Raw genomic sequence first — 19,511 nt, forward strand, 5'->3', positions numbered from 1 at the left:
TAAGCGTCTCGTCAAGATGCTTAAGGACCTGATTACGAAGGCGGAAACGAAGGATTCAAGCTCGCGCCGTTCATCGGCATCGCGTGTCCTGGCGTCATCGAGAGCGACGGCAGAATCGAGAAGGGGGCGCAGAACTTGCCCGGCAACTGGGAAAGCAGCAAGTTCAACCTGCCTGCAAGTCTCGCCAAAGCCATCCCGCAGATCGGCGAACACGATACGGCTATCGTCATGCACAACGACGGCGTGGTACAGGGTCTATCCGAGGTCCCCTTCATGAGGGACGTGAAGCGCTGGGGTGTGCTAACGATCGGCACGGGGCTCGGCAACGCGCGCTTCACCAACCGCGACGGCAAGGGCGAACGCTGAGGTTAACCCTCTTTCGATTGGGATCGCGCGTCGAAGTCTAGGTCAGGCGCATCGATCGAGGAGGTCTCTATTCCTGGCGGCGTGCTTATTTGCGGGCCCATTAGGCGCCCACATTCATTCGCGGGACATGCCGAACCCCAGATTTTATAAAGGGATATCCACGCGCCGGTTGTCAGCTGACGCGCAGAATTTCCGCGGACAATTTACCGGAGCGCCCCGCTTTCAACTCGTAGCTGATCCGCACGCCGTCAGCGAGCGCGGTATAGCCAGCCTTCTCGACCGCACTGATGTGCACAAAGACGTCGGGGCCGCCGTCGTCCGGCTGGATGAAGCCATAGCCCTTCGTCGGATTGAACCACTTCACAGTCCCAAGCGCCACGTTAGCAACCTCTACAGATTTGAAACCAAGCCAATGTCTATTGGCTTTGCCGTGGTGTCTGTCCGGTATCTGACACTCGCCAGTTGGGCTAAATCGATTTTTTCAAAGCACCGGGGAGGCAAAATGCCCGGATCAGGGAGGCGAAAGCACGCGCCGACAGGGCAATGACCGGTTCCATTTTGGCTAAGCCTCTTTTGACGGATCGGAAAGCAGTGCGGCGTCTTTCAGTATCTTCCGATGGCCCCGCGGAATCGGCGCTTTTGCTCAGTTCGATCTCAGTCGCTGATGTCCAGGACACGCGGTGCGAACGACGGTTCAGTCGGCGTCGAGCGCCAGTTTTTCATTCTGAAAGCCGGCCCCTCCGCCGCGGATGGGCCGCGCGGGAACGCACGTCGAGCCCTCGCGGTTTAGCTGGATGAACAGGCTCTGTCCGTTAGTGCTGGAGCACCAGATACCGGCGTTCCTCAGGTACTGCATCTCCGCCTGCATCATGGTGGTCTGCGCCGTGCTGGAGATGGCGCTGCAGATGCCGACCGGGTCCTCCGGATACTTCGTGCTGCTGCCGGGTGTGTTTCTGTCCGGTCTGATCTTCGATCGCGGCTCCGGGATCTTCGCCGCTGCCATCGCAGTCGGCGTGGCCGCGTACATTAGCTACGCGGGCGCGAGCGGCCTTGACTATCTCGCGCCCAACGTTCTCTTCGCGATCACCGCCGCGGGCACGGCGACTGTCGCCGAATTCCAGATCGATCCGACTCCAAGATCCCGCGGTGCGGAGATGGACGGAAAGCTCACTGAGGCCGCCCAGTAGCTCGAGCAGCCTAGAAGCGGGACCCGAAGCGTCCAGGACTCCAGGTCCCCGCAACCGCAAACAGCATGTGAGTGCGCCGGACCTAGGTCGCCGGCATCGGTCAGAACCCGGAATAGTAGTCGTTCACAGCTCGGGCCCGTCCCGGGTCGTCCCAATTCCAATCGTTGTCATTGCCGTACTTCGGCGCACCCTGGAGCCTGTCGGCGGTGAGATTGGTTCGGTACCCGCCAAGGCCCGTGTCGAACTTCAACGACTGCCATGGCAGCGGGTAGTGATCGTCTCCAATACCCAAGAAGCCGCCGAACCCGAGTACCGCGTACGACACCTGGCCGCTGACTTTGTCGATCATGACGCGCTCGATCGAGCCGATCTTTTGAGCGTCGGCGCCATAGACGGCGGTGCCTTCGACCTTGTCGCTACCGATCAGCGTTCCTGTTTCACGTCTTTCCGTTTCCATCGTATCCTCCTCGTCTTGGAAACATCGATGTGGAATAACGGAGCGGGCCAGCTGCTCGTTCCTTTCGATCACCTGTCTGACAACGGCGAGGAACTGACGGTCGGCATGGCGATTGAACCGTCGGATCGGCATCGGAGATGTCTTGTGAAGTCCATACTCGCGCCTACCTCTGTCGCCGTTGCTCTCGTCTCTTCGAGCGCCATAGAGGCAAAAGGATGCAACAAGGGAGCCATCGTCGGCTGCGTTGCCGGCCACATGGCAGGCCATGGCAAGCTGGGCGCAGCGGCCGGCTGCGTGATCGGCCATCACGAGGCGAACAAGCCGGATCCGAACAAGGCCGACGCCCAAGCGCCGTCCCGTCAAAAGTGACCATTCCCGATGCACGGTGACAAAGACGGCTTGCGTGGAATCAGGTCGCCTTCAAGCGTGAGATGCCATGAAGATCAGGGCGCATTCCGAGAGCCACATCGTCGAACTCGACGACGGCTCGCGCTGGCAGATATTTCCCGGCGATCTCGACGTCACGCTCAACTGGAAGCCGGAAATCGAGCTTGATGTGGTCGCGACGGAGGGCGACGTCGGTTCTCATGCGCTCGTCGGCGCCGGCGGCGTGGTCCGGGTCATACACGCAGGCGAAAGTTGGTCCGTACGGGAAGTGAAATCGATCCTTAAGGACGGCTGACCACCACCTCGACGGCTGGGCGAGGCGGCCGACGCCTCGGAAGCCGAACGACCTGGACGCCGCTCATCGAGTACTTCGGCCGCGCGAGTCGTTTGCGCCAGCCCGATGCCTCATCTTGCAGCTTCGTTGCCTGTCCTGCCTCTTCACGCAACTCCGCGATATCTGACGTGCGCATGATTCCTCCTCTCTTAGAGCAGCGATGGGATCGACCTCATCTGCCCGCATGTAATCGCGCGATGCCGTGCTCGGTTCCGGCGGCAGCAGGGAAAAAGCGGAAAGTCGCATGGCAAGCGCAATGGAACGATTGCCATCAGTGGGGGTTTTCGCGGCGGCCGCATCCAGCGGCGAGGAGAATGACATGAGGAAGTTGCTGCTGCTGTCCGCGGCCGCTGCGCTGATTTCGACCGGCGCGCTGGCCCAGTCCACCGTCACGACGACCGGGACCGGACATACTGCCGCCGTGCAGATCGAGCCGGAGTACCGCACGAAGATTCGGAGCTACGTGACCGAGCACAAGATCCGCCCGGTCGAGACGCGCGAGAAGATCGTCGTCGGCTCCCCGGTGCCGAGCGGCGTAGAACTCGAAGCGGTGCCGGCCGAATGGGGGCCGTCGCTGACCAAGTACCGCTACGTCTATTCCGGAGAGCGCTTGATGCTGGTGGATCCGACCACCCGAACCGTCATACAGGAGGTGGACTAAGACCACCGCGGCGGGCCCCGGAGGAGGCGGCCCGCCGCGAGCCGTCGCGCGACGCAGCACGCGGCGAAAAATACGTATCCTAGACAAAAGCGGCGGCCCCATGCCGATCATCAAATACTTCGTCTTCGTCGGCCTTCTTTTGACCGCGCTGCTCTTTGCCGCCGACCGATATTTTCCTGCATCGGTCGATCACGCCCAGTCCGCCAACCTCGACAAGACCATCATTCGCATTCGCTCGGCGCGCAACCTTCCCGAAAGAATCGTGCTTGACACGCGTAGCCCCGAGATCATCGCGCCGATGGCACCGGCGGCGGAAGCGGCGGAGTCATCTTCTCGCAAAGCTTTCGCGGCAATGATGGAGGCGGCGGCGCCGAAGACTGAGGAGCAGAAGCCGCTTGCGCAGAAATTCGCGCAGGAAAAGCCTCGTGCGAAGCGATCCACGAAACCGGTCCGCAGGACGCCGGAAAGGCGATTGGCTTTCGATCGTCGAGATTTCTTCGGCGGAACGTGGTGATCGGTTGGCTTCTCTGTCGCCTTCCCGCGCATGACGAGGAAGCCGCGCCCTGCTGCCACTAGCCCGGAAGTCTAAGGGAAAAAACGGAAACTCTCGCCAATGAGACGAGTTGCTATTCGACGAAGTCTCGTCGGAGCAGGAGCATGGTCGACGATGTCCCGTTGCGAATGGCCGTGGATACGGTCTGGTCCCTGTTTCGGGCGAAGCATTGCGACGTCGATGCCGCGGACAGCCGCCGCTGCCTGCTTGAGCGACATCTGCAATGGAGATGGGAAGCGCGGGTGAGCGACGCCGAAGAACTCACGTGGTTCGGGCTGGCTTACCTCGAGCGCCTTCCCGAAGACGAATGTTGAGGCCGACGGAAGGGCTCGTCAGGCGGGTCGCGCTCGACAGCGCCAGGCCCTTCTGGACGTTGCTCGCCATCTCGGAGCTGGTATCCGCGGCCATCGTGCTCGCCTTTCTTTCCGTGCTTCCGGTTTAGGAGGAATCGATGCGCATCGCCCAACTTGCTCCCCTGGCCGAGAGCGTCCCTCCCAAGCTCTACGGCGGCACGGAGCGGGTCGTGGCATGGCTGGTGGATGAGCTGGTCGAGCTCGGTCACGACGTTACGCTGTTCGCGAGCGGGGATTCCCGGACGAAAGGGAAGCTTCACCCCGTGTGGCCGCGCGCGTTGCGTCTCGGACGGAAGGGCGCCGATCCGAACGCGGCCTGCACCCTGTTGCTGGAAGCAATCGCCAAGCGCGCGAAAGACTTCGACGTGATCCACGCGCACATCGACTGGCTGCCGCTTCCGCTGCTCAGTCGGCTGCGTGTGCCGTTCCTCACCACCATGCACGGTCGGCTTGACCTACCGGGGCTTTCAGATGTGATGCGGGCGTTTCCTGACGCGGGCTTCGTGTCGATATCCGACCATCAGCGCCTGCCGGTTCCGGACGCAAACTGGATCGCTATGATCCAGCACGGACTGCCGTCGAGCCTGCTTCGACCGTCTTACGGGGAAGGAGCGTATCTGGCGTTTCTCGGACGCCTCACGGCGGAAAAGGGCCCAGAAGACGCCATCCGGATTGCGCGCGCGGCCGGAAAGCCCTTGCGCATCGCCGCCAAGATTCCGCGTGGCGAGACGGTCTACTTCAAGAAACGTCTCGAACCCCAAATCGACGGCCGGCAGGTCCAACTCGTCGGTGAGGTCGACGACGCGAGCAAGCAGCCATTCCTAGCCGAAGCCGCCGCCTTGCTGTTTCCGATCAATTGGCCAGAGCCGTTCGGCCTAGTCATGATCGAGGCGATGGCCTGCGGGACGCCAGTGATCGCCTATCGCTCGGGATCAGTCCCCGAAGTCGTGGAGGACGGCGTGACGGGCTTCATCGTCGAGAACGAGGAGCAGGCGGCTAGGGCGGTGGGCGAATTGGGCCGGCTGGACCGACGAAGGGTGCGGGCCCGTTTCGAGGAACGGTTCTCCGCGAAACGAATGGCAAGAGAGTACGAAGGCAAGTACCGCGAGATGATAGCCGCTGCCGCTCCGAAAGTAGAGAGCGCTTGTTTCGCACTGTAACGGAGGGTCGATTCATTCTTCCTTCAAGATTCTCGCTCGCGCGCAGAGCTGGCCCAAGGGCGGCCAGTCTAAATGGTCCGGCGCCGCCCACCGGCCACCAAGCCGTAGACAAGAGCACGATGATTGCGCCGATTACTGCGCCGATCAGACCCGCGCCTTCTCCGGGACGGTACCAGCCGAGAGCCTGGCCGAGATAACTGGCCACAAAGGCCCCGACGATGCCCAAAACCGTGGTGAGGATAAACCCGGATGGCTCTTTGTCGCCGGGCATGATGAACTTCGCAATGACACCGGCGACGAAGCCAATAACAATCGTCCAAATAACGCTCATAGTTCTTCTCCTGGTACCAGGGAGGACTATCCGGCGGCCGGAAGACGGCCCTCAGGTGTGTACTTGTCGACGGCGGTCGGAAGCACCCGAGACAACCTCTCCAGAAGTTCATTCTGCGAGAGGCCCGTCTGCTGCTCGAGCTTCTGCAGAACGTCTGCTCCGATGGCCTGCCTGAGCTCGGACGGCGTCACTTCCCTGTTTGGACCTTGTTTGATCCAAGATTGGGCGGTATCGCCCTGGCCGCTCTGTTTGAAGTGCTCCAGCAGTTCGCCAATTCCACCGTTGAGGAAGGACCCCACGCCAGCGCCGCCCAACAGACCGCCGAGGTTGCCGAGCATTCCACTTAAGGAATCCGAAGCTCCGCTTGTCGGTTGACCCGAGGTGGAGTTGCGAAACAAGTCGGCCAGCTTGTCGCGGTTTTGGTATCCGGCGATTGCGAGCAGACCGAGCAAGGCGGTCATCGAGGGCATTCCGCGGCTCATTTTCCAACTCCAATGTTTGGTAACTTATCGACAGACGACAAAAAGACGGCCCGCCAAAGCGGGCCGCCGAAAATCAGCGCAATCCCGCGCCGTACAGTTGGCGCTCCTTGCGGACATCATCTGCGCCATACGGCGGGGCGGATGGATCAAAACTCTTCCAGCCGGTCTTTTGCCAGGCTGCACTGCGATCGCGCAGATTGACGGCAGACTGGTTCAAAATAGTTTCGAAGCGTGTGCGATCTGCATCGGGCACGCGAGCCGAAACTAGGGTGCCGCCACGCCTGACGCCTTCGGCGTAAAGCGGAGCTTCCTCTTTAGAGACGCCGGCCTGCGTCAAGGCGCCGATGACGCCGCCGGTGGCGGCTCCAGCGGTTGCGCCGAGCGCGGTTGAGGCAAGCCACCCGGCTGCGACGACGGGACCCAGCCCCGGGATCGCCAGCAGACCCAGGCCGGCGAGCAAGCCAGCCGCGCCACCGAGACCTGCACCGACACCTGCTCCTGTAGCGGCTCCTTCGGCACGATCGTCTACCCCATCCCGGTCGCGATCGAGCTTCTTGTCGGCGCTGTACCAATTGTCGGAATTGTTGGCCACGATGCTCAAATCGGAATGCGGCACGCCGGCCGCCTCAAGATTCGTCACAGCCTGCTGCGCGTCGGCATAGCTATCGTAGAGACGCGAAATCGTAACGCTCATATTAAATCCTTCTCTGTTCGATGCGCGGAGCTACTTGGCCGCGTTCACGTTGCCCTGGAAGTCCAGACTGACGTCGGTTGACGAGCCGCCCTTATTGGCCTTCCCGCGCCACACGCCGTTATCGTCCTTCTTCAGCGAAGTGACATTGGTGTACCCCGCATCCTCGATCTTCGATTTGGCCTGCCCCTCGGTGAAACTGTTGGCGCCTGAGACCGGCTTATCAGAATTGTTCTGGCCGGAACTGTTGATGGCATTGTTGTTCGGGCGATCTGTCGCAGGTGGATTTTGCGCCAACGACGGACCACTCATGAGTGCAGCAGCCGTCAGCAGTAAGAAAAACGTCCTCTTCATATTGTCCTCCGGTGATGGCCCCTCACAACAAGCTCCGGGCCCGCGAGGTTCCTAATTTTCCCTACTGCATTCGAAAGTCCCTTTTGATTTGCGGCTGGACGCTCCGACGCAACGACAAACCAGCGGGTCTCGGCAGGGCCTCAAGAGTTTGGGCCGTCGCAGGACAACCGGTGGCTTTGTTAAGATCGATGGGACGAAACGCCGGTGAGTGCCTCGCCCTGGGGCATCCGACTTCGTTTCGTATATTTGTAACGGGGCGAGGAACGAGCTGCGATGCTCAGGCTTTTCAGCTCGGGTTCTTGCTGACATGCGAGAGCCTTCTCCTGGAGGCCCCAGTTGCCTTCCCCCGACTGGGGCCTTTCAGTTGTCTGGATGAAGAGATTGTTCAGCGGATGTGAGGCCGCAAAGTTGCTCGGCCAACGGCCGAGTTATTCCATGATTTTAGATCTGCGAATCCGGGGGCCAAGGTTCTGCGTGGGCAGAGTTAGGCTCGCATACGCTCATCCCAAATGAGTCTGCACCATCCTGTTTGCCAAGCGCCGACACGTAAACGGAATGATCCAGGAACGTTCCTGTAGATGTCGTACGACTTTCGTTGCGCTTGCTCTCTCGAACGCCGAGCAGGCACCGCTAGCCAGTCATTCATCCTCGAAGCGTGTTCAGCTTGTTGAACTCTTCGCAGGAGCAGCTCTCTAGCTGTGCCTGACGGTAGCTTCGCTGCGGCGTCTTTGAAGCACTGGGCTTCTTCAATAAGGCGCTCGTGAAATGCCTTTGTGTACTTGATGCGGCGACGCGTTTGCATGTCGCAACCTTCCTCGAAGGATCAAAACCAGGAACTCGGCACAAACTGGGTTATGGTTGCGCCTCACTGGCCGCGACATTCTGAGCTTCGCGTGAACTTCGTCCTCAACATTTGTTAGGTCGACCTTCGCACTCGTGCGAACGCCAAGGTACACTTTTGTACATAACTCAATGATCAAGAACGAGCAGCGATTCTGTGAACGGCTGGACGCCGCCTTGGAGCTGTGGCGGTAGGCCGCACTAGCTCGCCCCGCGCCGGCACATTGAGTGTAGGAACCATTCAATCCTCCGCGGGTTCGCCTCGAAACATTCTAAGAATATCCAAGAGGCGAAGCGATGACACGATCTGTGGAGGAGCTGAGGCGCGAGTCAGAGCGCAGCCGCGCGCAGCTAGCGGCGACGGTCGACCAGCTCAGAGACCAATTAGCCGGTACCGCCGAGGACATCCGTCACAAGGTATCACCTCAACATATCAAGTCGGAGGTCTCGCAATACGTCAGCCATAAGACCCAAAGTTGGATCGATTCCCTCAAGGAACGAGCACTGGAAAATCCTCTGCAGGCAGTAGCCGCGGGCGTCACCGTGGCGGTCCCTCTGATGCGGCTGATGCGTGGTGCCCCCCTGCCACTTCTTATGATCGGTGCAGGCCTTGCACTGACGTCAAGGACGGTTCGAAGCGGGGTCCAGGACGCGACGTCTCCCATCAGAGACAACGCAGAAGCCTTGCGGGAAGGCGTGACGGAGCGCGCGCAGGGTTTGCGGGATCAAGCATCTGACGTCTTGTCGTCGGTTGAAAGCAGCGCTGCTGAGGCGACGAGCGCGGCGCGGGATGCTGCCGACGCTCTCAAGGGAAAAGCCCAGCAAGCGTTCGACACCGTAACGGGCAAGCTCTCAGGCGGCGCTGATTCTGCTCAGGACAAGATAGCCGAAGCAGCCACGACCGCGAGGGAATCCGCAGCGGGGGCCAGCGAACAGGCGACACGCAAGGCCAAGCAGGTTGTTAGTGACAACGCTGCTCTGATTGGAGGGCTGGGCATCGCAATCGGAGCGGTCTTGGCCGCGGCTCTGCCAGCCACGCGGGCCGAATCCAAGGTCATGGGACAAGCGAGTGATCGCGTGAGGGAAGCGGCCAGTGAGGCGACGGAGACAGGCGTTGAAACCGCCAAGGAAGCTGTCATTTCCGCAGCCGACGCCGCGGCCAAGAGCGTAAGCGGCGCGAATCTCGGCAAGCACGCCAGCCGAATGACTGAAGGGCTCGCCGACAGGCTGAAAGAGGCTGCCGACGACATCGTGGCGGCAGCATTCAATCCGACGAAAGACCAGAAGTGAGGCTGTGATGAGCGATCTGAATCCATCTGAAAAGCATCCGTCCCAAGATCAAGACGCCTCTCTTGCGGAAAAGCTCAAGAGCCAGGTTGGCGGGGCTGGAGCTGAAATGAGGCATCGCGCCGAAGAGGCACTACGAGCCTCGGTCGATACAGCGCGGGACAAGGCCAAAGAAGCTGCGGATGCCGCAAAGGGTGTAGCATCCGACGCTCTAGACCAAGTTCAGGACCAAGCTCAACAGAAACAATACTCCGGTGCGGACTTCATTCAGCGCTTCTCGGATGACATCAGAGAGGCCGCGCGTGCTTTTGAAATCGACGTACCCTTCGCAACCAAAGGAATCAATTCGGCCGCCGATTACGTCCAAGGGGCGGGGGAGAAAATCCGCGACGGCAACTTCCGCGACCTCGTCGATAACGCGACAGATTTCGCGAAGCGGCAACCTGCGGCGTTTCTCGGGCTTTCTGTTCTAGCCGGCTTCGCGGCAGTTCGATTTTTAAGAGCGACCGAGGGCGGCGCTTCATCCTCCAAACGAAGGACAGGCGAGCACGGGTCAGGCGAGACGGAGGCTGGGGCCGGCGGGCCATCAGCATCTCGAGAGCGGCAATCGACCGAAGCATCGCCAAGTTTCACGGAGTGAAATCAGGCGGACCCTTCTCAATAATGCAGCGAGCCGACATGAGCATTCAGGACGATATAAAGACCACGCAACAGGACCTTCGGTCCTCTTCGAAGCTCTTCGGTGACGCACTGTCGCAATTCGCCAAGTTGCTTCAGAACGAGATCGATCTTGCCAAGGCCGAGTTGAGCGAGAAGGCGCAAATCATGGGCGTCGCATTCGGGCTGATCGCGGGTGGAGCTATTCTGGTCATTCCCGCGCTCTTGATGTTGCTCCTCGCCCTGTCCTCCGCGTTGGTGTCGGCCGGCTGGTCGCAGCCCGTCTCTCACCTGACGTCCGCCATCTTAGCGGCCGTCATCGCCGGCTTGTTGTTTGCGATTGGTATCAATCGGCTCGACGCACGGAAGCTAGCACCACATGAGACTATACGACAGTTCGAAAAGGATAAGGATACAGTGAAGGGAATGGTGCGATGAGCAATGCGAAGACCGGCTTTGTGGACAGTCTGATGGCGTCCGCAAAGGAAAATCCGCTGGCCGCGCTGCTGGTCGGCGGTGGTGCTCTTTGGCTGCTGGCAGGCAACGACGGTGTCAAAAGAGCAGCAAGATCAGCCACGGCCGCCGCGACCCCGGTCGTAGATGCCGTGCAATCGGCCGGAACCATATTTGAGCGCTCGCCTCCAACGGCTCCCGACATGAACGAGGATGAAGTGTCTTTCGACGTGGGCGCGGCCGTTCGGCGGACGGGCACACGAGCGTCCGACGCGATGTCAGAGGCGGCTGGCAAGGCGAAAGAACGGCTCGACGAAGGTATCTCATCTGCACGGGAGGCTCTCCCTGGAAAGCAATCCTTCGAGAAGGCGCAGTCGTCGCTCACCGACGCGTTGGAACGGCAACCTCTTTTGATTGGCGTCGTCGGTTTGGCGATAGGCGCGGCCGTGGCGGGTGTATTTCGCAGGTCGCATTTCGAAGACGACCTGATGGGGCAATTCAGCGATCAGGTAAAGGCGGATCTCGGAACACGCTCTGAGGCCGTTTCTCAGAGTCTACGTGAGGCTTCGGACACTCTAAAGGCCGAACTAGGCGATCTAGGCGAAGAGGCCTTGGATCGCGCAAAGCAAGCTGGTCTCGACGCCGTGGATGCGGCTCGCCAAGCAACACGGGCTCCGTAGCATTATGGTGCTGACTGCACGAAAGCCGGAACGCGATAGGAGGCAGCATCATCGGCCAATCTTACTGGAGTAGCGAGGACCGATGAACAGCGGCGAACGAACGAGTTCTGGATCTCTTCGGCCTGTCCTCGCCGTCTCCCGGCTACTGGCGCTTAAGTACAGACTCATCGCAGCCTTCAAAAGGGCCGCAACGATATCCAAACAAGACCAGCTTGAGCATAAGATCGAGCAGGTCAATGCGGGGCTCAACTTGCTTGATAAACCAGATGTTTGCTTCCAGAGCGCGCGGCCGGAACGATTGCGCCTTTGAGGAATTACACGAGCTACCCCCACCGTTCAGGAACTCGAGGCTGGACTTGTTTGGACATTCGGACGAGGCAGCGGTTGGCGAGATCGTTGCGCGGCATGCGATACTACGAAACGGCGCCGGCAAGGAGTCGGAAAGACGCTTCCGCGACCTCCTTCAGGCACTACCAGCCGCGATCTACACCACCGACGCCGAAGGCCGCATCACCTTCTTCAACCGCGCCTGCATCGATTTCGCCGGACGCACGCCGAAAATCGGCGAGATGTGGTGCGTGACGTGGAAGCTCTACCTGCCCGACGGTACGCCGCTGCCGCATGACGAATGCCCCATGGCCATCGCGCTGAAGGAGAACCGTCCGGTTCGCGATGCTGAGGCCGTCGCCGAACGGCCGGACGGCTCCCGGATTTGCTTCATGCCGTATCCAACGCCGCTGCGCGACGAAGGCGGTCGCTTGGTCGGCGCGGTGAACATGCTGGTCGACATCACGGCACGCAAGCAGATCGAGCAGCGGATGATGCTGCTCACTTCCGAGGTCGATCACCGTTCGAACAACCTGCTCGCGGTGATCCAGGCGATGCTGCGCCTCACCAAGGCCGATACCGCGAAGGAGTTCCAGGCCGCCTTTCAGGGCCGGCTCAGCGCGCTGGCCAACGTACAGCGGCTGTTCTCGGCTTCGCGCTGGACCGGCGCGAGCCTGAGGACAATCGTCGAGGAAGAGCTCCGACCGTACGCGAGCGCGGACGAGCGGATCAGCATCATAGGTGACGACATTCGCCTGCCTGCCGCCCTGGCGCAGGCTATCGCGGTCGCCGTGCACGAACTCGCGACCAATGCGGCCAAGTACGGCTCGCTGTCCACGCCTTCGGGCCGGCTAGAGATCCGCTGGGAGACGGGTACAGACGCGCCCCTCATGCTGCGCTGGTCGGAGAGCGGAGGTCCTCGGATCAAGGAGCCCACGCGCAAGGGGTTCGGCGTCGGCGCGGTCGATGGCGTCATCGGCACCTTGCGAGGACGGGTCACCCGGCGATGGCGGCCGGAAGGATTGGTTTGCGAACTTTCCTTCTCGGTGACCGCAGCCTAGCCGCAGGCACGGCTTCAAGCTTGCAACTGAAGGGCTTCTTATGAATGTCGATGTTCTCGTCGTCGGCGGCGGTCCCGCGGGGCTAAGCGCCGCACTCATCCTGGGGAGGTGCCGCCGTACGGTATTGCTCTGCGATGCCGGGCATCAACGTAATTTGCGCTCGAACGCGATTCACGGTTTGCTCGGATGGGAAGGACGATCGCCTTCGACATTTTTGAACGAGGGACGTCTCGAATTGACCCGCTACCGGTCGGTTTCGGTGCTAAGGGCGCAGGTCAGCAAGATCCAGCCAACCGAGCGGGGTTTCGCGTTTCTGTGCGAGGACGGGACGAACGGCACCGCTTCAAAAGTCCTTCTTGCGACGGGCCTCGTCGACGATGTTCCGAAACTGCCCGGCATTGAAACCCACTATGGGATTTCGGTCCATCATTGTCTCTATTGCGACGGCCTTGAATATGCGGGCAAGCCCGTGGCCGCTTATGGCAAGGGAGACAGGGGCGCCGAGCTTGCCATCATGATGAAGCACTGGGTGGCCGATGTCGTGGCCTGCAGCGACGGCACGGAAGTGAGCGCTCGCATTTCGCTTCGTGCCGAGCCTATTCGCGCCCTGGACGGTGCAAATGGAGAGCTTACGAATATTGCCTTCCAGAGTGGGCCAGACCTCGCTCGTTCAGGCTTGTTCTTCTCGACGGGCTGCCACCAGGCGTCTGATCTCTCCGAGCGCCTAGGCTGCCAGAGAGACGCCAAAGGAGGTGTCATCACCGATCCTGACACCGAAGAGAGCAGCGTTCCGGGTTTATATGTTGCGGGGGACGTCTCGCGCGAGGTGCTCCTCGTCGCGGTGGCTACGGTGGTGGCCTGTCGCGTTCTTGCCTTCCAACGACCAGGACCGCGGAATCCTCATCCAAAATAGGAACAGGAGTACAGCGCCCTCTGTTGCAGAGGCGGGGGACGAGGAGGAGCGCGATGGCTATCCAAATCATCATGGACGCAAATGGTGACAGCCGACATGAATTCGAGCGGTGCGATCTTGAATCGGTATCTCAGGCCGAGCGGCGTTTTCTGGAACTGACCGGCGAGGGATTTACAGCAGCGACGCGCAAGGGACCGGGCGAAGTCGATTTAGTTCGTGCGTTTGACCCGACAGCCGAAGAGACCCTCTTCTTTCCGCGCTTGGTAGGCGGCTAGAGAGCACAAGGTCGTGTCCCGAGTGATGGTGTAGCTCGGTAGAGCAAAGCCGCCCGCACGCGCGCCCACCAAGAGCGCCGTAGCGGGCGGGCGGCTTTGCGGTGGTCATCGATGATTCGCCGGTAGGGTCGGGTTGCTGACACCAACCTGATTCGAGGAACCACCGATGACCGGCGAGATGATGAACCTCCGCACGCTCGTGGAGAAGACCCCTGATGCCGATCTGTTGCGCGAGATGATCGGCTTTGCCGCCCAAAGGCTGATGGAGCTGGAAGTCGAAAGCCAGACCGGGGCGGCCTACGGCGAGAAGACTCCCGAGCGTCTGGTCCAGCGCAATGGCTACCGCGACCGGGTCTGGGAGACCCGCGCCGGCACCGTCGAGCTGCGCATTCCCAAGCTGCGCAAGGGCTCCTACTTCCCGGGCTTTCTGGAGCCGCGCCGCATGGCCGAGAAGGCGCTCACCGCCGTGGTCCAGGAAGCCTATGTGCAAGGCGTCTCGACCCGTTCGGTGGACGACTTGGTGCAGGCGATGGGGATGAGCGGCATCTCCAAGAGCCAGGTGAGCCGGCTGTGCGGCGAGATCGACGACAAGGTGAAGGCGTTCCTCGGCCGCCCGATCGAGGGGGATTGGCCATATCTGTGGATCGACGCCACTTACGTGAAGGTGCGCCAGAATGGCCGCATCGTCTCAGTCGCCGTGATTGTCGCGGTCGGCGTCAACAGTGACGGCCGGCGCGAGGTTCTCGGCATGGATATTGGTCCCTCCGAAGCCGAGACGTTCTGGACGGCATTCCTGCGCAAGCTCGCCCGCCGGGGGCTACGCGGCGTCAAGCTGGTCGTCTCCGATGCCCATGAGGGCATCAAGGCCGCCGTAGCCAAGGTGCTCAATGCCACCTGGCAGCGCTGTCGCGTGCACTTCATGCGCAACGCCCTGGCGCATGCCGGCAAGAGCGGCCGCCGCGTCGTCTCCGCCTTCATCGCCACCGCGTTTGCCCAGGACGATGCCGAGGCCGCCAAGGCCCAGTGGCGCCGCGTCGCAGATCAGCTTCGCCCCAAGCTGCCCAAGCTTGCCGGCTTCCTCGACGAGGCCGAGACCGATGTGCTCGCCTACATGAGCTTCCCGCCGCAGCACCGCACCAAGCTGCACTCGACCAATCCGATCGAGCGCCTCAACGGCGAGATCAAGCGCAGAACCGAGGTGGTCGGCATCTTCCCCAATGAGGATGCTATCACCCGCCTCATCGGCGCGATCCTGCTTGAGCAGAACGATGAATGGGCCGTCCAGCGGGCCCGTTACATGACGCTGGAAACCATCGCGCCGTTGAGCGATGATCCAACCGTCAGCCTTCCGGCTATCGCCAGCTGACCAGTCCGGCTCTCGCCGGCGAACGCGGTGTCCCACCGCCAGTTACACCATGCTCAGGGACACGATCGCGTCGAGCGCAACGTAGCTGTTCTGGAAAGTTGCGAGATCCATCCCCTCAGATGGCTTCGATATAGTGCAGGCCCATATCGGTTTTCGTAACTCCGTTGGTGATGGATTGCAGCGCTTTCCAAACGCGTCCTAAGGGCCTGCGCCTACCGGCATTCTGTACGTAACGAGCTCAAGGCTTTGGCTATCGTTTTAGCCGCTGCGGATCGAACTCCGAATGGCGGAATCAAAACCTGCTTGATTATTCAATGATTTCAGCGCGCGTTTGGAAAAAACGTCAAAAACACGCGTCAGCAGTATCAATAGCTTAGGAGCCATTTCCAAATAGCGCCACGCCGACGAGTCGCGCGAGACAGCGTTACGTTCGAGATCGATGCATGCGAGATGTCGGGGGTTCGAGTCGCTGGAGCGCTACCGCCTTTCCCCACACCAACCAGACCTGCGATACCTCATCCAGTCCTTCGCATGAGCCAGTTCTTGAGCCGTTGGCGAGTTCAGCTCTTACGCTCTTAGAGACGCACGTTGAAGGACCACGAAATCCATTCTCGTGGGTCGGGCCCACGAAGCCCTGGAGCCGGAGGTCGAGCCAGTGGACCGCCACCGCCCGTCCCCAGACCCGATCGACTCGCGCACCTTTCAATTATCGAAAACCGCTCGTGGCGGAGATTCTCTCGGCCTCCGCTTCTGGCCCTTTCGGGTCGTCAAAGAACGTACCCTGTTGCGCTGCGTGGGAAGCCGCTTCCCCTTCTCTCATCAAAGGGATTCCATTCTGGAGTGTGCACGCCTCGGGTTGATGACCCGCCCACCAACGCCGGACCCGCGCCTCCTATCTTTTCTTGTTCTTTCGCGCGGCGTAACGCGCGTCGCGTGCAGCTTTCTGCTGGGCTTCGATGGCTGCTTGCCGCATTGCGATCTCTTGTTTTTCGCGCAACAGCTGGGCTGCGGCAGCGACTTTGGCCTCATTCGCTAGGCGGCTACGCTCGGCCTTTGCGGCCTCGCGCGCCGAACTGACCTTGGCGCGCGCGGCGGCGAACGCTTGGCGCTCGGCCTGCCGCGCTTTCACCACAAGATCGTCGGGTCCAGGCCGGCTGCGGAACTTATCCAGGATATTCCTTCTGGCTTCTTGCGCCGCATTATGCCGATCCACGAAGGTAGGTTCTTTGTATCCAGCCATTGAAAAAGGCTTTGCGTTCCACCTTTGATGAGGCGATCGGCTTTGCCACCGTGCCGGCGTGGACAATCTGTCCCAGCATGAGCCAAGGAGCTGTGTGCCTATACATATGCAGCGCCGGAAAGCGTAAGGCGGCCCATGTACTGGCTGCGATGTGACCTAATTCGGTTTCGAGTGCAAGTGAGTTCGGGAGAGCCGATGTCTCAGTCCGGATCACAAGCGGCGACCAAGCGCGCTGCTCAAGCGTCAGCCGACCTGCATCTTTAATCTGCCTCTGGGCGTGGCGGCGCTGCTTCACACACATATCCTGCGGCGCTCCCTCTTGGCGACATATCGCCGCCTTTCCGTCTGCATTCGCGGTATACGGCGGGGTGCATTAGGGATAGGGCTGCCATATCATCGACCGGCTCGTGGCATTGTCGGTGACTGAGAGTGTCGTGCTCCCGCCGTGACAAGGGAGTGCCATGCCCGACGCCCTACTCACGAACAAGCTTTCTCCACGCGAGACCGTACGTCCGCGCTGCCCCAATTGCGGCGCCCGCATGGAGACCCTGCACGTTGTAGCGGGCCGGCCCGGATTGGAGCGTCGAACACTTCGGTGCTCGAAATGCCGGCTGGTCTACGAAGCGCAAGCTCCTGCAGATCCGATCGATTCCAGCGCCTTGCGCTGGATTAACAGTTAGCCGTTTCTGGTTCTGCAGCAGCGGCGACGGACAGAACAGATTGTCCGTTTTGCTCGCCCCAACATCCTATTCTACGACGAGCACGTCATCGACCTGTACCATCGGATCTGCGCCGCTGTATCGAATGGGGTGAAGATACATAAGCAAGGAGAAGATGCAGAAACAAAGGAAAAGTCGCGCGGCAATCCAGCCTGGCGACGTCCGATCATAAAAAACGTCGCACGAGACTCGTTCTGTTCTCAACAAACATCTGGCGAAGCTATTGGAAACCAAAGACTTTCTTTGGTGGGCGCACCAGGGCTCGAACCTGGGACCCGCTGATTAAGAGTCAGCTGCTCTACCAACTGAGCTATGCGCCCGAAAGGCGGCGAACGCCCTTGCGAGGCCGGTCGTTTAGCAAGCAAAGCTGACGATGGCAAGCGATGTGGCCAAGGTTTTCCAAGGGTTCGTCCGAGCCTCCCAAAACGCGAAAAGCCGCTGGATTCCAGCGGCTTCACAGGGCTCTTTCCCGTGAAATTCCGGTCCCCTCAGAGGCGGCCGCTGTCCCGGTCCGGCCCGGCATCCCGGTCGCCATGGAAGCGGTCCATACCGCGTTCCATCATGCGGTCCATGCCGCGCTCCATGAAGCGGTGATGCCTATCCTCCTCGCCCCCGCCGAATGGACCCCGGTGGCGGGTCAAGACGGCAAGCCGGCGCTTTTGGGCGTCATCCAGCGTCTTGTAGAGGGGGTCGGCGGCGTCGGCGATCTTCTTCAGGGCCGCCGAGCTCGCGCCCATGTCCTCGGCGCGCTGGCGCAGCCGCGCCACCGGATCATCCGGCATGTCCGCGCTACCCTGCGGCGGGTTCATCCGCGCATTCGCCCGGTCGATGCGCAGCTTGGCGAAATCCCGCACGGCGGCCTCCACCGGCGGCCACAGCTTTTCCTGTTCGGCATTGAGCTTCAGCCCGGCATGCACGGCGGCTATGCGCGCATCGACGAAGGCGGCTCGGTCTTCCGGATTCATGCGCATGTGGTGCATCCGGTCGTGAAAGCGATGGTACTGCGCGTAGACGGCGCCGGAGCCCGCGATGCTCAGGACCGCGATGGCGGCGATGGCGAACTTCTTCATACGAACCTCCTCATCAGGTTGCCTGAAGATGAGCGCGGCAGGCCCCGTATTCAACTTACAACTGTGCGCCTTACCAAGATGTAATCCGCCGTTCGCAGCTTGAAATCATTCGCAACAACGAGAAAGGCCTCGGCGCAGGTGTGCAGAGGCCCTTCGTTCATCTTTCATTACCTCTCGCCGGGCGCGAGGTCAGTTCGTCGCGCTTTTGGCTTTCCTTCAGGAATTCGTCGATCAGCGCCTGGCCGACACGGCCCGCGGCATCCTGGTACACCGGCTGCATCGCCTTGCGCATCGCCGCATCCTGATCCGGCGTCAGCTTGATGATCTCGCTCTTGCCGCTCTTCTTGATCTCGGCAAGCGCGTCATCGTTCTCCTTCTGCGACTGCGTATTGTTGAAGTCGGTCGCTTCCTTCATCGCCTTCTCGAGCTGGCCACGGATATCGGCGGGCAGATCGTCCCAGAACTTCTTGTTCACGATCACGACGTAGCCGATGTAACCGTGGTTGGTCTCGGTGATGTACTTCTGCACCTCGTTCATCTTCTGGGTGTAGATGTTGGACCAGGTGTTCTCCTGCCCGTCGACGACGCCGGTCTGCAGCGCCTGGTAGACCTCGGAGAACGCCATCACCTGCGGCAGCGCGCCGAGCGCCTTGAACTGCGCCTGGATCACGCGCGACGACTGGATGCGGAACTTGACCGCCTTGTAGTCCTCCGGCGCGATGAGCTTCTTGTTGGCGCTCATCTGCTTGAAGCCGTTGTCCCAATACGCAAGTCCGGTGATGCCCTTGGCGTCCAGCAGCTTGAGCAGCTTCAGGCCGAGCGGGCCTTCGGTCACCTTGCGCAGGGTCTTCAGGTCTGGGAGCAGATAAGGCAGATCGAAGGCCTCGAACTCCTTGATGCCGAGCGGGCCGAATTTGGAGTTGGACGGCGCGAGCATCTGCACGCTGCCGAGCTGAAGCGCCTCGAGCTCCTCCTTGTCCTTATAGAGCGTCGAGTTCGGGTAGACCTCAACCTTCACCTTGCCGCCGGTGTACTTCTCGGCGAGCTCCTTGAACTTCTCGGACGCCTTGCCTTTCGGCGTGTCGGTGGCGACGACGTGGCTGAACTTGATGATGATAGGCGACTGCGCCGCGGCGGACCCGGCGAAGGCCATTGCCGCAATCGACAGGCCGGCAATGGACGCTGCAAATGTGAGTTTGCCCATAATCTCTCCCTTTGTTGTTATTTGGGACACGGCTTGCAGGATGCAGCGCGTCCGAAACGAAAGACGCCGGCACCCTAACCGGGAGCCGGCGTACGCGCTATTG

General features: G+C 60.9%; 24 protein-coding genes, 1 tRNA gene and 2 pseudogenes. 17 read left to right on the forward strand and 10 right to left on the reverse strand.

Annotated features, from left to right (window positions below; genetic code table 11):
• Positions 1-366: pseudogene (locus tag JQ632_RS34405) on the forward strand (ROK family protein); the annotation flags it as partial.
• Positions 367-538: 172 nt separating this feature from the next.
• Here the strand turns inward: JQ632_RS34405 and JQ632_RS34410 are convergent.
• Positions 539-745, reverse strand: a complete 207-nt coding sequence (locus JQ632_RS34410) for a cold-shock protein (protein ID WP_212407175.1) — start codon at positions 743-745, stop codon at positions 539-541.
• Positions 746-1,160: 415 nt separating this feature from the next.
• Between JQ632_RS34410 and JQ632_RS39820 the strand changes: the two genes are divergently transcribed.
• Positions 1,161-1,553 carry a hypothetical protein gene (locus JQ632_RS39820; protein WP_249152744.1) on the forward strand — a complete coding sequence of 131 codons (393 nt, stop codon included), beginning with the start codon at positions 1,161-1,163 and terminating at the stop codon, positions 1,551-1,553.
• A gap of 100 nt (positions 1,554-1,653) precedes the next feature.
• Here the strand turns inward: JQ632_RS39820 and JQ632_RS34420 are convergent, their stop codons facing one another.
• Positions 1,654-2,010 carry a PRC-barrel domain-containing protein gene (locus JQ632_RS34420; RefSeq protein ID WP_212407176.1) on the reverse strand — a complete coding sequence of 119 codons (357 nt, stop codon included), beginning with the start codon at positions 2,008-2,010 and terminating at the stop codon, positions 1,654-1,656.
• Between the two features lie 105 nt (positions 2,011-2,115).
• On the opposite strand from JQ632_RS34420, the gene JQ632_RS34425 reads away from it, so the two are divergent.
• From JQ632_RS34425 to JQ632_RS34450, 7 genes are all read left to right on the forward strand, one after another.
• Positions 2,116-2,379 (forward strand): hypothetical protein, encoded by a 264-nt coding sequence (locus JQ632_RS34425; RefSeq protein WP_249152745.1) that lies wholly within the window; start codon positions 2,116-2,118, stop codon positions 2,377-2,379.
• Between the two features lie 67 nt (positions 2,380-2,446).
• Positions 2,447-2,692, forward strand: coding sequence for a hypothetical protein (locus tag JQ632_RS34430; protein WP_212407177.1), 246 nt, complete (start codon positions 2,447-2,449; stop codon positions 2,690-2,692).
• Between the two features lie 358 nt (positions 2,693-3,050).
• Positions 3,051-3,392 carry a DUF1236 domain-containing protein gene (locus tag JQ632_RS34435; RefSeq protein ID WP_212407178.1) on the forward strand — a complete coding sequence of 114 codons (342 nt, stop codon included), beginning with the start codon at positions 3,051-3,053 and terminating at the stop codon, positions 3,390-3,392.
• Positions 3,393-3,492: 100 nt separating this feature from the next.
• A complete protein-coding gene (locus JQ632_RS34440) occupies positions 3,493-3,906 on the forward strand; it encodes a hypothetical protein (RefSeq protein WP_212407179.1) in 414 nt (137 codons plus the stop codon).
• A 143-nt stretch (positions 3,907-4,049) separates the two neighbouring features.
• Positions 4,050-4,259 (forward strand): hypothetical protein, encoded by a 210-nt coding sequence (locus JQ632_RS34445; protein WP_212407180.1) that lies wholly within the window; start codon positions 4,050-4,052, stop codon positions 4,257-4,259.
• Positions 4,253-4,387, forward strand: coding sequence for a hypothetical protein (locus JQ632_RS40155; protein WP_283817756.1), 135 nt, complete (start codon positions 4,253-4,255; stop codon positions 4,385-4,387). Before JQ632_RS34445 ends, JQ632_RS40155 begins: the two co-directional genes overlap by 7 nt.
• A gap of 9 nt (positions 4,388-4,396) precedes the next feature.
• On the forward strand, positions 4,397-5,458 hold the full coding sequence (locus JQ632_RS34450; RefSeq protein WP_212407181.1) for a glycosyltransferase family 4 protein: 1,062 nt from the start codon (positions 4,397-4,399) through the stop codon (positions 5,456-5,458).
• Between the two features lie 68 nt (positions 5,459-5,526).
• Here the strand turns inward: JQ632_RS34450 and JQ632_RS34455 are convergent.
• The 4 genes and pseudogenes from JQ632_RS34455 to JQ632_RS34470 form a co-directional block, all read right to left on the reverse strand.
• Positions 5,527-5,789: pseudogene (locus tag JQ632_RS34455) on the reverse strand (GlsB/YeaQ/YmgE family stress response membrane protein).
• 26 nt (positions 5,790-5,815) lie between these two features.
• Positions 5,816-6,271 (reverse strand): YidB family protein, encoded by a 456-nt coding sequence (locus tag JQ632_RS34460; RefSeq protein WP_212407182.1) that lies wholly within the window; start codon positions 6,269-6,271, stop codon positions 5,816-5,818.
• A gap of 73 nt (positions 6,272-6,344) precedes the next feature.
• Positions 6,345-6,965 (reverse strand): general stress protein, encoded by a 621-nt coding sequence (locus JQ632_RS34465; RefSeq protein ID WP_212407183.1) that lies wholly within the window; start codon positions 6,963-6,965, stop codon positions 6,345-6,347.
• Between the two features lie 30 nt (positions 6,966-6,995).
• On the reverse strand, positions 6,996-7,316 hold the full coding sequence (locus JQ632_RS34470; protein ID WP_212407184.1) for a PepSY domain-containing protein: 321 nt from the start codon (positions 7,314-7,316) through the stop codon (positions 6,996-6,998).
• Positions 7,317-8,453: 1,137 nt separating this feature from the next.
• Between JQ632_RS34470 and JQ632_RS34475 the strand changes: the two genes are divergently transcribed.
• The 8 genes from JQ632_RS34475 to JQ632_RS34510 all read left to right on the forward strand — a co-directional run bounded on the left by JQ632_RS34475 (position 8,454) and on the right by JQ632_RS34510 (position 15,175).
• Positions 8,454-9,446 (forward strand): DUF3618 domain-containing protein, encoded by a 993-nt coding sequence (locus tag JQ632_RS34475; protein WP_212407185.1) that lies wholly within the window; start codon positions 8,454-8,456, stop codon positions 9,444-9,446.
• A 7-nt stretch (positions 9,447-9,453) separates the two neighbouring features.
• Positions 9,454-10,083 carry a hypothetical protein gene (locus JQ632_RS34480; RefSeq protein WP_212407186.1) on the forward strand — a complete coding sequence of 210 codons (630 nt, stop codon included), beginning with the start codon at positions 9,454-9,456 and terminating at the stop codon, positions 10,081-10,083.
• Positions 10,084-10,121: 38 nt separating this feature from the next.
• Complete coding sequence (locus JQ632_RS34485) at positions 10,122-10,538, forward strand: phage holin family protein (protein ID WP_212407187.1); 417 nt, start codon at positions 10,122-10,124, stop codon at positions 10,536-10,538.
• On the forward strand, positions 10,535-11,233 hold the full coding sequence (locus JQ632_RS34490; protein ID WP_212407188.1) for a hypothetical protein: 699 nt from the start codon (positions 10,535-10,537) through the stop codon (positions 11,231-11,233). Before JQ632_RS34485 ends, JQ632_RS34490 begins: the two co-directional genes overlap by 4 nt.
• A 356-nt stretch (positions 11,234-11,589) precedes the next feature.
• Positions 11,590-12,621 carry a sensor histidine kinase gene (locus tag JQ632_RS34495; RefSeq protein WP_212407189.1) on the forward strand — a complete coding sequence of 344 codons (1,032 nt, stop codon included), beginning with the start codon at positions 11,590-11,592 and terminating at the stop codon, positions 12,619-12,621.
• Between the two features lie 40 nt (positions 12,622-12,661).
• Complete coding sequence (locus JQ632_RS34500; protein ID WP_212407190.1) at positions 12,662-13,534, forward strand: NAD(P)/FAD-dependent oxidoreductase; 873 nt, start codon at positions 12,662-12,664, stop codon at positions 13,532-13,534.
• A 53-nt stretch (positions 13,535-13,587) separates the two neighbouring features.
• Positions 13,588-13,809: a hypothetical protein gene (locus JQ632_RS34505; RefSeq protein ID WP_212407191.1), complete on the forward strand. Its 222-nt coding sequence runs from the start codon at positions 13,588-13,590 to the stop codon at positions 13,807-13,809.
• 166 nt (positions 13,810-13,975) lie between these two features.
• The gene (locus tag JQ632_RS34510) at positions 13,976-15,175 is read left to right on the forward strand and encodes an IS256 family transposase (RefSeq protein WP_212407192.1); all 1,200 of its coding nucleotides are present in this window, start codon (positions 13,976-13,978) and stop codon (positions 15,173-15,175) included.
• 892 nt (positions 15,176-16,067) lie between these two features.
• Here JQ632_RS34510 and JQ632_RS34515 read toward each other — a convergent pair.
• From JQ632_RS34515 to JQ632_RS34530, 4 genes are all read right to left on the reverse strand, one after another.
• Positions 16,068-16,415, reverse strand: coding sequence for a DUF6481 family protein (locus tag JQ632_RS34515; protein ID WP_212407193.1), 348 nt, complete (start codon positions 16,413-16,415; stop codon positions 16,068-16,070).
• 963 nt (positions 16,416-17,378) lie between these two features.
• Positions 17,379-17,454, reverse strand: a tRNA-Lys gene (locus JQ632_RS34520).
• 168 nt (positions 17,455-17,622) lie between these two features.
• Positions 17,623-18,204: a Spy/CpxP family protein refolding chaperone gene (locus tag JQ632_RS34525; protein WP_212407194.1), complete on the reverse strand. Its 582-nt coding sequence runs from the start codon at positions 18,202-18,204 to the stop codon at positions 17,623-17,625.
• A 157-nt stretch (positions 18,205-18,361) separates the two neighbouring features.
• Positions 18,362-19,408: a TRAP transporter substrate-binding protein gene (locus tag JQ632_RS34530; protein WP_212407195.1), complete on the reverse strand. Its 1,047-nt coding sequence runs from the start codon at positions 19,406-19,408 to the stop codon at positions 18,362-18,364.
• Positions 19,409-19,511 lie beyond the last annotated feature (103 nt).

This window comes from Bradyrhizobium liaoningense, assembly GCF_018130955.1.
Lineage (GTDB): Bacteria > Pseudomonadota > Alphaproteobacteria > Rhizobiales > Xanthobacteraceae > Bradyrhizobium > Bradyrhizobium liaoningense_C.